The following is a 14,742-nucleotide window of genomic DNA, read 5'->3' on the forward strand; positions in this document are numbered from 1 at the left end:
GTTGCCCTCATGACGCACCCGATACCCAACATCCTGACGATCGCCGGCTCCGATTCGGGCGGCGGCGCAGGCATCCAGGCCGACCTGAAGACCTTTTCCGCGCTCGGCGCGTATGGCGCGAGCGTGATCACCGCGCTGACCGCGCAGAACACGCGCGGCGTGACGGGCGTGCATGCGCCGGACGCGGCGTTCGTGACCGCGCAACTCGATGCGGTGTTCGGCGATATCCGCATCGATGCGGTCAAGATCGGGATGCTCGCGAATGCGGCGATCGTGCACGCGGTCGCCGACGCGCTGCGGCGCTATACGCCGCGCTTCGTCGTGCTCGACACGGTGATGATCTCGAAGAGCGCGCACGCGCTGCTCGCGCCCGATGCCGTCGACGCGTTGCGCGAGGCGCTGCTGCCGCTCGCGACGGTCGTGACGCCGAACCTGCCCGAAGCGGCCGCGCTGCTGAACGATGTGCCCGCAACCACAGAACCCGACATGGTCCGGCAAGGTCAGGCATTGTTACGGACGGGCGCGCGCGCCGTGCTGATGAAAGGCGGCCACCTGCCGGACGCGTCAGCGAGCCCCGACTGGCTCGTCGAAGCGACCCGCACGGTGCGGCTCGACGGCGCACGCGTGCCGGTCAGCAACACGCATGGCACGGGTTGTACGTTGTCGTCGGCGATCGCCGCGCTGCTGCCGCAGCAGCCCGACCTCGAAAGCGCGGTGCGCGAAGCCAAGACCTACCTGACCGGCGCGATCGCCGCGAGCGGCCACCTCGACGTCGGCCACGGCGTCGGCCCCGTCCATCACTTCCATCGCTGGTGGTGAGCGCCGGCTGGCGCGGCGTCAGTGATCCTGCGCCGCGAACGCCTGGGCGCGTACCGGCCAGTCGTCCGGCACGACGAAGCCGCGCGCCGTTTCGCGCCACGTGCCGTCACTGCCCTTTTCATGGATGCCGATCAGCGCGGGCGCCTCGCGCGTCGTCAACACCGGCGGCAGGTCCAGCGTGGCCGCCAGCGTTTCGGGTTCGAATCCGCTACCGGCGGCAGCCCGTCGCGGCGCCAGCCACGCAAGCCGCGGCAACACGCTCCATGCGACGCCGGCACGCTGGGCGGCCGCCCAGGCCGGCCACTGCGCGTGCGTCAGCCAGAAACCGTGCGGGTGATCCGGCGCGATTTCCGCGGACACCGGCGGCAGCGGCGCGCCGTACGGGTAGAACAACCAGCCCTTGATGAACATCTGCGCATCGGACGGCGCGCCGTAGCCGAGCCGCGCAAACCCGTCGCGATCGCCGAGCCGCAGCTGGTGCTCGAGTAACCGGCTGCGCTTGCGGTCGAACCGGTCGACGAGGTTGGGGCCGACGAAATCGGCAAGCGATGCGCCGGCTTGCACCGGTGCGCACAGGTAGCACTTCACCGCGAGTTCCCAGTGCAGGCGCTGCCCGTCCGGTGCATCGACGAGAAAATCGACTTCGCCGAGCGTCTTGCCGTTGCTGCGCAGCGGCAGATTGGCCGCGACGAGCCGCAGCGACGGCCCGTGCGTCAGGAAATACTCGAGCAGGCATTCGGCGTAGCGGCCGAGCCGGGTCGGCCGGAAGCCGTCGAGCGCGCGATGCAGCGGCTCGGGCTGCGCATCGAGCGCGGCGAGCCATGCTTCGACGGCCGACTGTCCGGCTGCATCCAGCCACGGGCGCGCCAGCGGCGCGTCCGGCACCGCGGTCAGCAGGCTCGGGCTGGCCAGCAGCCAGCCCAGATCCCGAACCGCGACGTCGTGCAGCGTATCGACGAATGCGAACGCCGCGCCGGTCGTCATTGTCCGGCCGGCCCGTTCGCGTCGCCGCCTTCTGCGCGCTGGAACGTGTCGCGCGCGAGGCACAGGTCGGCCCACGCCTTCGACTTGTCCGGCAGGCTGCGCAGCAGGTATGCCGGATGGTAGGTCACGATCACCGGCACGCCTTCGTACGCATGCACGCGGCCGCGCAGCGACGCAATGCTCGCGTCCGTCTTCAGCAGCGTCTGCGCGGCGAAGCGGCCGAGCGCGACGATCAGCTTCGGCTTCACGAGCGCGACCTGGCGCTGCAGATACGGCTCGCAGCTCGCGACCTCGTCCGGCTCGGGATTGCGGTTGCCGGGCGGCCGGCACTTGATCACGTTCGCGATGTACACGTTGTCGCCGCGCTTGAGCGACAGCGAGTGCAGCATGTTGTCGAGCAGCTTGCCGGCCTGGCCGACGAACGGCTCGCCCTGCTTGTCCTCGTTCTCGCCCGGCGCTTCGCCGATCAGCATCCAGTCCGCTTCGCGGTCGCCGACGCCGAACACGGTGTTGGTCCGCTTCTCGCACAGACCGCACAGCGTGCAGTCGGCCACGCGCGCGGCCAGCACATCCCAGTCGAGCGCGGCAACCGGCGTACCGACGGGGCGCGATTCGGCCACCGGCATGGGATCGCCCGGCGGCGCCGCATCGAACCACGCGAAATCGTCGGGTCCGGCAGGCGGCATGTCGTCCATCGGCGGCATCGTGTCGGTCGACGCGACCGGCATGACCGGTGCAGGCGCGCGATCGCCATCGTCGACGCGGCGCGACGGGGCGGCGGCCGGCTCGCGAGCCGGCGACGCATCGACGCTTCGCGCCACCGCCGGCGGTGCGTCGCCCTGCACCGGCGTACGCGCGGTCCGCGCAGGTCGCTCGGTCGCGACGGCCGGTGTGGCGTCCACGGCACCGGTTTGCGCGGCGGTGTGCGCTTCGGCTGCCGCGCCCTCGGCCGTGCCTTCATCCGCGCTTTGCCCGCGCCGCACCCAGATCTGCGCGAGGCCCATTTCCTCGAGCGCCGCTTCAGCCCATGCCATGCGCGTCCCCTTTGTCCTTGTTCAGCGTCAGACGCATCACGATCGCGTCCTCGCGGCTGCGATGCTTCGCCGGGTAATAATTCTTGCGCCGGCCGATCGTCAAGAAGCCGAAACGCTCGTACAGATGGATCGCGCGCAGATTGGACGGCCGCACCTCGAGCAGCACGCCGTCGAGCCCTTCCGCGCGCGAAATGCGCACGGCCTCGCGCAGCAGCGCCAGGCCCGCGCCCGCGCACTGCGCGGCCGGCGCGACGCACAGGTTCAGCAGGTGCATCTCGTCGACCACGGGCATCAGCACGCAATAGCCGATCAACGAACCCGTCACGTGCCGCAGGCACACGCCCAGATAGCCGTTGCGCAACGAATCCTCGAAATTGCCGCGGCTCCACGGGAATTCGTACGCGACGTGCTCGATCGCGACGACCTCGTCGAGATCGGCATCCGTCATCGGCGCCAGATAGCGGTCGCTCAGCAGGACGCCCGTCATCCCTTCGCTCCACCCGTCTGCGCGGCCCGTGCCGCAACGCGCTCGGCGGTGGTCTGCGCGACCTTGTCGCGCACGTACTCCGGCGCGGCCTGGTCGGCGGGCACCGCACGGCCGGCGCGGAATGCACGCAGGGCGGCATGGGCGACCGCCAGCGCATGCGGCATCGCATCGCCGTCGATCACGGCCGCGTGCGCCGCAGCCGGCAACTGCGCGCCGAACGCGGCGGCCGCATTGCCCGCGAGCGTGAACGGTGCATCGGGCACGCCGACGGCGCCCGGCGCATCGAGCGAAGCCGGATGCAGCGTGCGCCAGTCGCCGGTGCTGTCGTCCCACGCGAAATCCGCCCAGTAGGCTTCGTCCATCCGCGCATCCAGCGCGGCCAGCACGCGGGTCGTGCCGGGCGCGCGCAGCCGTGCGTGCTCGGCGCACGCGAGCAGCGTGCCGATCGGCACGACCGGCAGCCCGCGCCCGAACGCGAGACCCTGGGTGATGCCTGTCGCGGTACGCAGGCCCGTGAACGAGCCGGGGCCTGAACCGAACGCGATCGCGTCGCAATCGGCGAGCGTCAGCCCCGATTCGGCGAAAAGGTCCTGGATGGCCGGCAGCACGCGGTTGCTCGACACGGCGCCCGTCAGCTCGTGGCGGACCCAGGTTTGCGGGGTGGAAACGGCGTCATCGGCGTGGGCCGAGCGCAGCAGCGCGACCGAGCAGTATTCGGTCGACGTATCGATGGCGAGGAGCACTGTTTGCGTCATGGGCGACATTGTAATGCGGCGCCCCGCTCCCACGGGCGATCGGGCCCGATCCGTGCGTGCGCGCCGCACCGGGTGGCGGTTTGGAAGGATCGCTCGACCCCGCGCGGCGGTCCGCTTGTTAAGATCGCCCGACCTGAAACCCTTACGGAGACACCCGATGAGCGAACTCACCGCCCAATTCGACCAGGCCCAGATCGACGTCAAGCAACTGACGGAACGTCCGGGCAACCTGACCCTGCTACGCCTGTACGCACTCTTCAAGCAGGCGACCGACGGCGACGCCCATGGCGACAAGCCGGGCTTCACCGACATCGTCGGCAAATACAAGTACGACGCATGGGATGCGCTAAAGGGCACGTCGCAGGATGCAGCGAAGCAGCAGTACATCGAACTCGTCGAATCGCTGAAGAACGGCACGGCTTCCTGACCGAATCGCCCCCTGCCGCAATAGGCAATCAAATCAGTGGCGCAGCGCAGCAAATCTCTTTATAATGCTGCCTGCGTCATCTTCCGCGCTCGGCTCGCAAGCCGTTCCGGCCTGGCGCCTCGTAGCGTTAAGCTCCAATCCGGTTTAGAACCTGTCCCCTCCTGCTTCGACCTTCACGGTCGTCACTTATCAGGCTGGCGGCCACGCTCCTGAAGCGCGCCGCACCCAAAACAGCTTCTAATGCCTCATCCGCCGACGGTTCGGCGGATTGCACCCCCGTTTCCCGATTTGCTCGCTGAATCCGACGACTTGGGTATGCGCGATTGGCGCCGACGTTTCACCCACTGTGTTTCAAGGATTGTTATGACTTCGAGCATCAACTCCAGCCCGCTCAACGCGATCGCCGACCAGGCGCTCGGTCTCGACGACGCCGCCGCACCGGCCGCGGTCGAACCGGCGTCGGACGAGCCGAATTTCGCGTCGCTCGGGTTGTCGCCGGAGATCGTCTCCGCGCTGCAGGCCGCCGGCTATGTGAAGCCGACGCCGGTCCAGCAGCGCGCGATTCCGGCCGGCATCGCCGGCCGTGACCTGCTGGTCTCGAGCCCGACCGGTTCGGGCAAGACCGCCGCATTCATGCTGCCCGCGATCGAACGTTTCGCGCAGCTCCAGAAGGCGCAGGCGCAGCAACCGCGCGCGCCGCGCGAACCGAACCAGGGCGACCGCCGCGCGCGCCGCCCGCAACCCGTCGCGCGCCCGGGCCTGCTCGTGCTGACGCCGACCCGTGAACTCGCGATGCAGGTCACCACGGCCGCAACGACCTACGGCAAGCACCTGAAGCGCCTGCGCACGGTCAGCATCCTCGGCGGCGTCGCCTACGGCCAGCAGCTGATGCTGCTCGCGAAGAACCCGGAAATCCTGGTCGCCACGCCGGGCCGTCTGCTCGACCACCTCGAGCGTGGCCGCATCGACCTGTCCGAGCTGAAGATGCTCGTGCTGGACGAAGCCGACCGCATGCTCGACATGGGTTTCATCGACGACATCGAAACGATCGTCGCCGCCACCCCCGCGTCGCGCCAGACGATGCTGTTCTCGGCCACGCTCGACGGCAAGATCGGTTCGCTGACGAGCCGCCTGCTCAAGGATCCGGAACGTATCGAGATCCAGCAGCGCCTCGAGTCGCGCGCGAACATCGCGCAGACCGTGCACTACGTCGACGACCGTGACCACAAGGATCGCCTGCTCGATCACCTGCTGCGCGACGACGCGCTCGACCAGGCGATCATCTTCACGGCGACCAAGATCGACGCCGACCAGCTCGCCGGCCGTCTCGCCGACGCAGGCTTCGAATCGGCCGCGCTGCACGGCGACCTGCCGCAGGGCGCGCGTAACCGCACGATCCGTGCGCTGCGCGAGCGCCGTGTGCGCGTGCTGGTGGCCACCGACGTCGCGGCACGCGGCATCGACATCCCGGGCATCACGCACGTGTTCAACTACGACCTGCCGAAGTTCGCGGAAGACTACGTGCACCGTATCGGCCGTACGGGCCGTGCAGGCCGTTCGGGCACGGCAGTGAGCCTCGTGCACCACGCCGAGCAAGGCGCGCTCAAGCGCATCGAGCGCTTCGTGCGCTCGCCGCTGCCGGTCAACGTGATCGAAGGCTTCGAGCCGCGCAAGGCGCCCCCGCGCAACGGCGGCACCGGTGGCCGTGGCCGTCCGGGCGGCGGCAACGGCGGTCGTCGTTTCGGCGGCAAGCCGGGCGGCGGTTATGGCGGCAACGGTAACGGCAACGGCCGCAGCTACGGCGGCGGCAATGGCGGCGGCTGGAGCGGCAAGCCGGGCGGCAGCCGTGACGGCGGCCCGCGTCGCGACGGCCAGCGCAGCGGCGGCCCGCGTCGCAGCAACTCCGCGTCGTAAGCACGCACGGGCGGCCATGGGCCGCCCCACGGAGGGCAGACCGGCGGATAACCGCCCTGCCCATCCAGCCAACCGGCGCATCCGCGCCGGTTTTTTTTCGCCCCGCCCTACATTTCACGATACGGAAAATTTTTTTGTGTCGTAAAAAATCATGCTGCGCGGCACAATACGGGCGATTGCAGGATGGGAAAAAGCATTTCTTATCCCGAAATTACAATTTCAAGCTATTGATTTAAAACAATTAAAAATTTACCACACACCTCAAGCCGCCCCCTGTCCCGCTCCAGCCGATTTGCCTAGACTCTTATACAAGACCTCACGAAACCGAACGCACTGCTTCCGGCTTCGAGACCAGCGTCAACACCGTCAGAGTCAACCCATCAGGCATCGCACCGCATCAAGGAGCTCATCATGTCGCGACAGCAACAGGCACAGGAACTGCAAAAGCAATGGGAAACCGATCCGCGCTGGAAAGGCATCAAGCGCAGCTACTCGGCTGAGGACGTGGTTCGGCTGCGTGGTTCGATCCCGATCGAGCACACGCTCGCCAAGCGCGGGGCGGAAAAACTGTGGAGCCTCGTCAACAACGAGCCGTTCGTCAACGCACTCGGCGCACTGACCGGCAACCAGGCGATGCAGCAGGTGAAGGCCGGCCTGAAGGCCATCTACCTGTCCGGCTGGCAAGTGGCCGGCGACGCGAACGTCGCGGGCGAAATGTACCCGGACCAGTCGCTGTACCCGGCAAACTCCGTGCCGCTCGTCGTGAAGCGCATCAACAACACGCTGACGCGCGCCGACCAGATCCAGTGGTCGGAAGGCAAGAACCCGGGCGACGAAGGCTATGTCGACTTCTTCGCACCGATCGTCGCCGATGCGGAAGCCGGTTTCGGCGGCGTGCTGAATGCATTCGAACTGATGAAGGCGATGATCGAAGCCGGCGCGTCGGGCGTCCACTTCGAGGACCAGCTCGCTTCGGTGAAGAAGTGCGGCCACATGGGCGGCAAGGTGCTCGTGCCGACGCGTGAGGCCGTCGCGAAGCTGTCGGCCGCACGTCTCGCGGCCGACGTGATGGGCACGTCGACCGTGCTGGTCGCCCGCACCGACGCGGAAGCGGCCGACCTGATCACGTCCGACGTCGACGACAACGACAAGCCGTTCCTGACGGGCGAGCGCACGGTGGAAGGCTTCTTCCGCACGAAGCCGGGCATCGAACAGGCGATCTCGCGCGGTCTCGCGTACGCACCGTACGCCGACCTGGTCTGGTGCGAAACGGGCAAGCCGGATCTCGAGTACGCGAAGAAGTTCGCGGAAGCGATCCACAAGCAGTTCCCGGGCAAGCTGCTGTCGTACAACTGCTCGCCGTCGTTCAACTGGAAGAAGAACCTCGACGACGCGACGATCGCGAAGTTCCAGAAGGAGCTCGGCGCGATGGGCTACAAGTTCCAGTTCATCACGCTGGCCGGCTTCCATGCGCTGAACTACTCGATGTTCAACCTCGCGCACGGCTATGCCCGCACGCAGATGAGCGCATTCGTCGAATTGCAGCAGGCCGAGTTCGCGGCGGCGGACAAGGGCTTCACGGCGGTCAAGCACCAGCGCGAAGTCGGCACCGGCTACTTCGACGCCGTGACCCAGACGGTCGAACGCGAAGCATCGACCACCGCATTGCACGGCTCGACCGAGGACGAACAGTTCTTCGACGGCAAGAAGGTCGCGTAAGCAGAAAAACACGACGCGCCACGCGTCATGCCGATGCCCGACCTCGTCTCGCGACGGCGGGCATCGGCCACCGAACAACAATCAGGGAGGAGACGGCAGGCGCGCGATACCGATCGCGCGACCGGCCGCGCGGCCTGCGGGCCGCCAGCAACGACGCGCGCCGGCTCCGTCCGGCGCGCCCTTTTTTCCAGGGCGCCGCCCTACCGATACACGATCACCGGAATTTTCGTATGGGTCAGCACGCGCTGCGTCTCGCTGCCGATCAGCAAGCTGCCGAGCCCGCGGCGACCGTGGGACGCCATGAAGATCACGTCGCAGCCGCCGCGTTCGGCCGCCTCGATGATGCCGAGATACGGCGACGGATGCACGCTCGTCCAGGTGTCGCAATCGACGCCGGCCGCCTTCGCGGCCGATTCGACCTCGTCGAGGTGCGCGCGTGCCTCGCGCTCGCTGCGCGCCCGGAAATCGGCGGGCGGCTCGATGATCACTTCGGAAAACGGCGAGTACGGATACTGCGGCAGGCACGCGTAGGCCGTAACCCGCGCACCGACCGCGCGCGCCAGGTCGATCGCACCGTCGATCGCCTTCTGCGACAGTTCGGAACCGTCGGTTGGAACGAGGATGTGCCGGAACATCGCGCCCTCCTTCGTCAATCGCACTCCGCGCGCCGCGCTTCCGGGCGGTCCGGCCGCGTCGCGTGGGGCATGCCTGTTTCGATTGTAGGACGTGAAAGCACGCGGCCGGGCTGTGCAGCGGGTTCGCCCTCATATCGGAAACGCGCGGGCACGCGTGGCCTACTCGCCCCAATATCCGGGCTGCTCGTACGTGTGCTTCAGGTAATCGAGAAACAGCCGCACGCGCAGCGGCAGATGCCGGCGCTGCGGGAATACCGCGTGGATGCCGATCGGCGGAGCGGCGAACGCGTCGAGCACGCTGACGAGCCGGCCGGCCGCGATGTCTTCGCCGACCTCCCACCACGAGCGCCACGCGAGCCCGTGACCCTCGAGGCACCACTCGTGCAGCACCGCACCGTCCGAGCATTCCATCGTGCCGTTCACGCGGATCGACACGACCTTGTCGTCTTCCTGGAACGTCCAGCCGCGTTGCTGGTTCGCATTTGCCGCGAGCGCGAGGCAGTTGTGCCGCGCCAGCTCGGCGAGCGTGGCCGGCGTGCCGCGCCGGGAGAGATACGCGGGCGACGCGACGCACACGCGGCGGTTCTCGCCGAGCTTCAGCGACACGAGCGACGAGTCGGGCAGCTCGCCGAGCCGCACCGCGCAATCGAACCCCTCGTTGACGAGGTCGACCATGCGGTCGGACAGGTCGAGCGTGACCGATACGTCCGGATGCCCGACGCTGAATTCGGGCACGAGCGGCGCGACGTGCCGCCGACCGAAGCCGGCCGGCGCGGAAATGCGCAGGTGGCCGCTCGCCTTGACGCCGCCGGCGGACACGCTCGCCTCCGCGTTCTGCATGTCGTTGATCACGCGCTGGCAATCCTCGAGGAACGCCGAGCCCTCGAACGTCAGCGTGAGCTTGCGCGTCGTGCGCACCAGCAGTTTCACGCCGAGCCGCTCCTCGAGCGCGTCGAGCCGGCGGCCGATGATCGCCGGCGCGACACCTTCCGCATGCGCGGCCGCCGACAGGCTGCCCTTTGCCGCGACCGCGGCGAACGTTTCGATCTGCTTGAACCGGTCCATGACTCGCAGGGGCGGCGCTGCCGCCCTTCAAATGGCTTAAACCGCTCAAGATTATGTATATGAAAGTAAAAGATCAAGTGATGTTTAGCGTATTTTTTAGCACATACGATCACGAATAGAATTCACCTGACCTCTGAAACTGGAGCGCAAGGCTATGTCGGCCACAACGACACTCTCCTCTCCCGACGCAATCCTCTTCGACGCATTCGGCACGTTGTTCGACGTGCGTGCGGTCCTGGCCGCGGCGGAGCAGATGTTTCCCGGTCACGGGGAACGGTTGTCGCAGTTGTGGCGACGCAAGCAAATCGAATATTCGCAACTGCGCACGCTCGCCGATCCGGCCGGCGCCCGCTATCGCCCGTTCCGGGACATCACGCTCGATGCGCTGCGGTTCGCCGCGCGCCGGCTCGGGCTCGCGCTGAACAGCGCGGCCGAGAAGCGGCTGATGGACGAATACGCGTGCCTGTCCACCTATCCCGATACGGTGCCCGCGCTGCGCAAGCTGCGCGCGCTCGACCCGCGCCCGCCGCTCGGGATCCTGTCGAACGGCACGCCGCAGATGCTCGACATCGCGATCAAGAGCGCCGGCATGTCCGGGCTGTTCGATCGCGTGCTGTCGGCAGACACCGTGCGCGCGTACAAGCCGAGCCCGGCCGCCTACGCGCTCGGCACCGACGCGTTCGGACCGAACCGGCGCGGCATCGTGTTCGTGTCGTCGAACGCGTGGGACGTCGCCGGCGCCGTCTGGTTCGGCTACACGACGTTCTGGCTCAACCGCACGGGCGCGCCCGCCGAGGAACTCGGTGCGCCGCCCGACGGCACCGGCACCGGCATGGCCGACCTGCTCGCATTCCTCGCCGCCCCGGCTCCGTCCGGCAGACCCGCAAACCGCACGCGCCCCAGCCCGGGTGCATGACGTTCGCAGCGCTGCCGCCTTCCCCCTTCACCGAAACCGCAACTGACCGACCAAGGAGATGAGACTCATGAGCACCCCGATCACGCTGCCGCAAGGCATGGCGATCACCGGCGAAATCAAGCCGGGTTACGAAGCAATCCTGACGCCCGAAGCGCTCGCACTCGTCGCAGCGCTGCACCGCACGTTCGAGCCGCGCCGCCAGGCGCTGCTGCAGGCGCGCGTCGAGCGCACGAAACGCCTCGACGCGGGCGAGCGCCCCGACTTCCTGGCCGAGACGAAGGCGATCCGCGAAGGCGACTGGAAGGTCGCGCCGCTGCCGGCCGACCTGCAATGCCGCCGTGTCGAGATCACGGGCCCCGTCGAGCGCAAGATGATCATCAACGCGCTGAACTCGGGCGCCGATTCGTACATGACGGACTTCGAGGATTCGAACGCGCCGAGCTGGACGAACCAGATCGACGGCCAGATCAACCTGAAGGACGCGGTGCGCCGCACGATCTCGCTCGAGCAGAACGGCAAGTCGTACCGGCTGAACGACAAGGTCGCGACGCTGATCGTGCGTCCGCGTGGCTGGCACCTCGACGAGAAGCACGTGACGGTTGACGGCCAGCGCGTGTCCGGCGGCATCTTCGATTTCGCGCTGTTCCTGTTCCACAACGCGAAGGAACTGCTCGCGCGCGGCTCGGGCCCGTACTTCTACCTGCCGAAGATGGAAAGCCATCTCGAGGCGCGCCTGTGGAACGACATCTTCGTCACCGCGCAGGAAGGCGTCGGCGTGCCGCGCGGCACGATCCGCGCGACGGTGCTGATCGAGACGATCCTCGCCGCGTTCGAGATGGACGAGATCCTGTACGAACTGCGCGAACACAGCTCGGGCCTGAACGCCGGCCGTTGGGACTACATCTTCTCGGCCATCAAGAAATTCAAGAACGACCGCGACTTCTGCCTCGCCGAGCGTTCGAAGATCACGATGACGGTGCCGTTCATGCGCGCGTACGCGCTGCTGCTGCTGAAGACCTGCCACAAGCGCAACGCGCCGGCGATCGGCGGGATGAGCGCGCTGATCCCGATCAAGAACGATCCGGAAGCGAACGACAAGGCCATGGGCGGCGTGCGCTCGGACAAGCAGCGCGACGCGACCGACGGCTACGACGGCGGCTGGGTGGCCCACCCGGGCCTCGTGCCGATCGCGATGGAAGAGTTCGTCAAGGTGCTCGGCGACAAGCCGAACCAGATCGCGAAGCAGCGCGACGACGTGCAGGTCGAAGGCAAGAACCTGCTCGACTTCCAGCCGGAAGCGCCGATCACCGAAGCCGGCCTGCGCAACAACATCAACGTCGGCATCCACTACCTCGGCGCATGGCTCGACGGCAACGGCTGCGTGCCGATCCACAACCTGATGGAAGACGCGGCCACGGCCGAGATCTCCCGTTCGCAGGTGTGGCAATGGATCCGCTCGCCGAAGGGCGTGCTCGACGACGGCCGCAAGGTCACCGCCGAACTCGTGCGTGAATTCGCGAAGGCCGAACTCGACAACGTGAAGCGCTCGGTCGGCGGCAACACGCAGCCGTACGAGCGCGCCGCGGCGATCTTCGAGCAGATGTCGACGTCGGAAGGCTTCACCGAATTCCTGACGCTGCCGCTGTACGAGGAAATCTGACGTCGCTGCCCGCCTCGACCGGGGCCGGCCCTGCGTCGGCGCCGGTCGTGTGCGATGACAGCGTCAAAAAAAACGCCCCTCGGGGCGCTTTCTCTTTTGCGACCGGATCCGCTACCGCGGCGGTCGCGCAACCGGTCAGACGGCTTCCCGCTCGCGCCGGTGCTGAACCCAGTCGCCCGACGCAATGCGCGGACGCCCGACAATCGCGTGCGCGGCAACCGGATAGTAAAGGCACGCGTACTGCCGGCCGCCGAGCTCGACGGTCACGTCTTCCGGCTTGAACAGCGAGTCGACGCCCGGATACACGCGCTCGATTTCGTCGAGCACGGGAACGAGCTGGTCGTCGACCTCGTAGACGTCGCCCCAGACCAGCGACTTGCCGGCCGACCCGGCGATCATTCCCGGATACGTGCCGAAATCGTACAGTTCGCCCGGCAGCGCGACGGCACCGAGCAGCGTCGGCGCGGCAATCCCGTGCCTGGCGGCCGCGTGGCCGATGTCGTTGACCTCCCCGTTTCTCAGGGTGCCGTAGACGAATACGTAGCGCATCGTGGTTCTCCTCTTTGATTCGTGTGTTGCCGTGTTCGCACGCGATTCGTGGCGAAATCGCCCGCGCATCGATAGACCACGATACCGGCCGGATGGTTCGAACCCGCAAGCGCGCCCGGCCCCGGGGCAGTCCGAAAATCGCCGGGGCCCCACACAAAGTTCATTTGAACGCGGCATGATCGACCGACAAACCGCCGCATGCACTTTCGCGGCGCCTTCTACAATAACGGCATCGCCGCCGCGCTGCCCGAATCGTCCATGAACCCGCCGTTCCAAGCCGACGTATCGAACCCGTACGTCATCGACATTCCGCCCGAATTCGCGCCGACCGCCGTCCATCCGATGCGCGTGCGCGCCCGGCAGGTCGATACCGGGCACCGCATCCCGCTGCATACGCATGCGTGGGCGCAACTCGCGTACGCCTCGCGCGGCGTGCTGCGCGTCGCGACGACCGGCACGACATGGATGGTGCCGCCGTCCCGCGCGATCTGGGTGCCGCCGCGCGTGACGCATGAGGTCGTGATCGTCGAAGAGGCGTATCTGCGCACGCTGTATATCGACGAGTCGATCGTGCCGGACGGGCTCGACGCGTGCCGCGTCGTCGAAGTGACGGGACTCCTGCGCGAACTGATCGTCGCACTCGACGCGCGCGACCTGAGCGCCACGCGCGAGCGCCTGCTGTGCGGGCTCGTGCTCGACGAGTTGAGTCACGCCGAGCCGCTGCCGCTCGCGGTGCCGATGCCCGACGAAAAACGGCTGCGCATGCTGTGCGAATCGGTCCTCGCGCAACCGGCCCACGCGGAGTCGCTCGAGCATTGGGCCAGCGAGGTCGGTGCCAGCACGCGCACGATTTCGCGGCTCTTCAAGCAGGAACTGGGTGTGAGCTTTTCGCAGTGGCGCCAGCAGGCGCTGCTGGCGCGGGCCATTCCGTTGCTGAACCAGGGGCGCCCGCTGTCGCATATCGCGCGCGAACTCGGCTACCAGAGCCAGAGCGCGTTTTCGGCGATGTTCCGGCGTGCATTCGGAGAAAGCCCGCGCGCATTCATGCTGCGCGGCTACGAGCACCGCGGCCCGGAAGGCAGCCGCGCGGACGACGAAACTCCGGACGACGACGCGATCGACGCTGCCCGCTGAACGCCTCGCGCCAGGTCGTCAGGACTTCAGACCGGGCGCACCATGTGGCGGATCGAGCCCAGCTGCGCGAGCCGCGACCCGGTAACCCGATAGCCCATGCGCAGGTAGAGACGCGCGGCTGGATTGTCGACGAACACGCGCAGTTGCAGTTCGTGCAGCCCGCGCGCGCGCGCCCAGCGGTGCGACATGTCGAGCAAGTAGGTGCCGGCGCCCTGCCCACGATGACCGGCCGCGATCTGTACGTCGCGGATGTGCAGCGAGTCGCCCTCCTCGGTCACGCGCAGCACGCCGATGCGCTCGCCGTCAGCCTCCAGGATGAAGTTCTCGGAATCGCGCCAGCTCGCGTAGAACAGGTCACTGCGCCACACGAGCCCATGCCGCTTGTAGTAGCCGCCCATGTTGCCGTGCGTCAGCGCTTCGGCAAACGGAAAATCGCCAGCCTCCGCGGGCCGGAGCTGATAAAGGAGTCGCAGGTCGGTCGGATCGAGCATCGCGCAGGGGTCAAGAACGCATCCCGCCACGATAGCGCAGTCGCGTGCGGATGCAATCGCGGATTTCTCGTAGCGGCTCGACACCGGATGACCGGCGGTTACGCGACCGGCGGCGCAACCGGAAACGCAAATGAAAAAGCCCGCACAAGGCGG

15 protein-coding genes are annotated in these 14,742 nt (G+C 67.6%); 7 read left to right on the plus strand and 8 right to left on the minus strand.

The genetic code is table 11. From position 1 onward, the window contains the following. Window positions 1-9 precede the first annotated feature (9 nt). Window positions 10-819, plus strand: a complete 810-nt coding sequence (gene thiD, locus CFB82_RS11390) for a bifunctional hydroxymethylpyrimidine kinase/phosphomethylpyrimidine kinase (protein ID WP_089484166.1) — start codon at window positions 10-12, stop codon at window positions 817-819. Between the two features lie 18 nt (window positions 820-837). On the opposite strand, the gene CFB82_RS11395 is transcribed toward thiD, so the two are convergent. The 4 genes from CFB82_RS11395 to tsaB are packed head-to-tail and all read right to left on the minus strand — an operon-like array spanning window position 838 to window position 4,088. Further along, window positions 838-1,803, minus strand: coding sequence for a DUF1853 family protein (locus tag CFB82_RS11395; protein WP_089484167.1), 966 nt, complete (start codon window positions 1,801-1,803; stop codon window positions 838-840). After that, complete coding sequence (locus CFB82_RS11400) at window positions 1,800-2,837, minus strand: uracil-DNA glycosylase (RefSeq protein ID WP_089484168.1); 1,038 nt, start codon at window positions 2,835-2,837, stop codon at window positions 1,800-1,802. The genes CFB82_RS11395 and CFB82_RS11400 overlap by 4 nt, the downstream gene beginning before the upstream one ends. Beyond that, entirely contained in the window at window positions 2,824-3,324 is a 501-nt protein-coding gene (gene rimI / locus CFB82_RS11405; protein ID WP_069248297.1) for a ribosomal protein S18-alanine N-acetyltransferase, read from the minus strand. Before rimI ends, CFB82_RS11400 begins: the two co-directional genes overlap by 14 nt. After that, window positions 3,321-4,088 carry a tRNA (adenosine(37)-N6)-threonylcarbamoyltransferase complex dimerization subunit type 1 TsaB gene (gene tsaB, locus CFB82_RS11410; RefSeq protein WP_089484169.1) on the minus strand — a complete coding sequence of 256 codons (768 nt, stop codon included), beginning with the start codon at window positions 4,086-4,088 and terminating at the stop codon, window positions 3,321-3,323. Before tsaB ends, rimI begins: the two co-directional genes overlap by 4 nt. Before the next feature lie 148 nt (window positions 4,089-4,236). Here tsaB and CFB82_RS11415 point away from each other — a divergent pair, with 148 nt between their 5' ends. The 3 genes from CFB82_RS11415 to aceA all read left to right on the plus strand — a co-directional run bounded on the left by CFB82_RS11415 (window position 4,237) and on the right by aceA (window position 8,139). Next, window positions 4,237-4,506 carry an acyl-CoA-binding protein gene (locus tag CFB82_RS11415; RefSeq protein WP_011352486.1) on the plus strand — a complete coding sequence of 90 codons (270 nt, stop codon included), beginning with the start codon at window positions 4,237-4,239 and terminating at the stop codon, window positions 4,504-4,506. Between the two features lie 363 nt (window positions 4,507-4,869). Next, window positions 4,870-6,420 (plus strand): DEAD/DEAH box helicase, encoded by a 1,551-nt coding sequence (locus tag CFB82_RS11420; RefSeq protein WP_089445881.1) that lies wholly within the window; start codon window positions 4,870-4,872, stop codon window positions 6,418-6,420. Window positions 6,421-6,831: 411 nt separating this feature from the next. Further along, the gene (gene aceA / locus CFB82_RS11425; protein ID WP_069248300.1) at window positions 6,832-8,139 is read left to right on the plus strand and encodes an isocitrate lyase; all 1,308 of its coding nucleotides are present in this window, start codon (window positions 6,832-6,834) and stop codon (window positions 8,137-8,139) included. 200 nt (window positions 8,140-8,339) lie between these two features. On the opposite strand, the gene CFB82_RS11430 is transcribed toward aceA, so the two are convergent. Both CFB82_RS11430 and CFB82_RS11435 read right to left on the minus strand, forming a co-directional pair. After that, a complete protein-coding gene (locus tag CFB82_RS11430; RefSeq protein WP_031399397.1) occupies window positions 8,340-8,774 on the minus strand; it encodes a universal stress protein in 435 nt (144 codons plus the stop codon). Window positions 8,775-8,933: 159 nt separating this feature from the next. Beyond that, entirely contained in the window at window positions 8,934-9,839 is a 906-nt protein-coding gene (locus tag CFB82_RS11435) for a LysR family transcriptional regulator (RefSeq protein ID WP_069248301.1), read from the minus strand. A 154-nt stretch (window positions 9,840-9,993) separates the two neighbouring features. Here CFB82_RS11435 and CFB82_RS11440 point away from each other — a divergent pair, with 154 nt between their 5' ends. Both CFB82_RS11440 and aceB read left to right on the plus strand, forming a co-directional pair. Beyond that, window positions 9,994-10,755 carry a haloacid dehalogenase type II gene (locus CFB82_RS11440; protein ID WP_089484170.1) on the plus strand — a complete coding sequence of 254 codons (762 nt, stop codon included), beginning with the start codon at window positions 9,994-9,996 and terminating at the stop codon, window positions 10,753-10,755. A 67-nt stretch (window positions 10,756-10,822) separates the two neighbouring features. Further along, window positions 10,823-12,415 (plus strand): malate synthase A, encoded by a 1,593-nt coding sequence (gene aceB, locus CFB82_RS11445; protein WP_089484171.1) that lies wholly within the window; start codon window positions 10,823-10,825, stop codon window positions 12,413-12,415. Between the two features lie 135 nt (window positions 12,416-12,550). On the opposite strand, the gene CFB82_RS11450 is transcribed toward aceB, so the two are convergent. Beyond that, window positions 12,551-12,964, minus strand: coding sequence for a gamma-glutamylcyclotransferase family protein (locus CFB82_RS11450; RefSeq protein ID WP_089484172.1), 414 nt, complete (start codon window positions 12,962-12,964; stop codon window positions 12,551-12,553). Between the two features lie 258 nt (window positions 12,965-13,222). Between CFB82_RS11450 and CFB82_RS11455 the strand changes: the two genes are divergently transcribed. Continuing rightward, entirely contained in the window at window positions 13,223-14,098 is an 876-nt protein-coding gene (locus CFB82_RS11455) for an AraC family transcriptional regulator (RefSeq protein ID WP_089484197.1), read from the plus strand. A gap of 26 nt (window positions 14,099-14,124) precedes the next feature. Here CFB82_RS11455 and CFB82_RS11460 read toward each other — a convergent pair whose 3' ends face one another. Continuing rightward, window positions 14,125-14,589, minus strand: coding sequence for a GNAT family N-acetyltransferase (locus CFB82_RS11460; protein ID WP_069248304.1), 465 nt, complete (start codon window positions 14,587-14,589; stop codon window positions 14,125-14,127). Window positions 14,590-14,742: the final 153 nt, after the last annotated feature.

The sequence above is a fragment of the Burkholderia sp. HI2714 genome, assembly GCF_002223085.1.
GTDB lineage: Bacteria > Pseudomonadota > Gammaproteobacteria > Burkholderiales > Burkholderiaceae > Burkholderia > Burkholderia lata_D.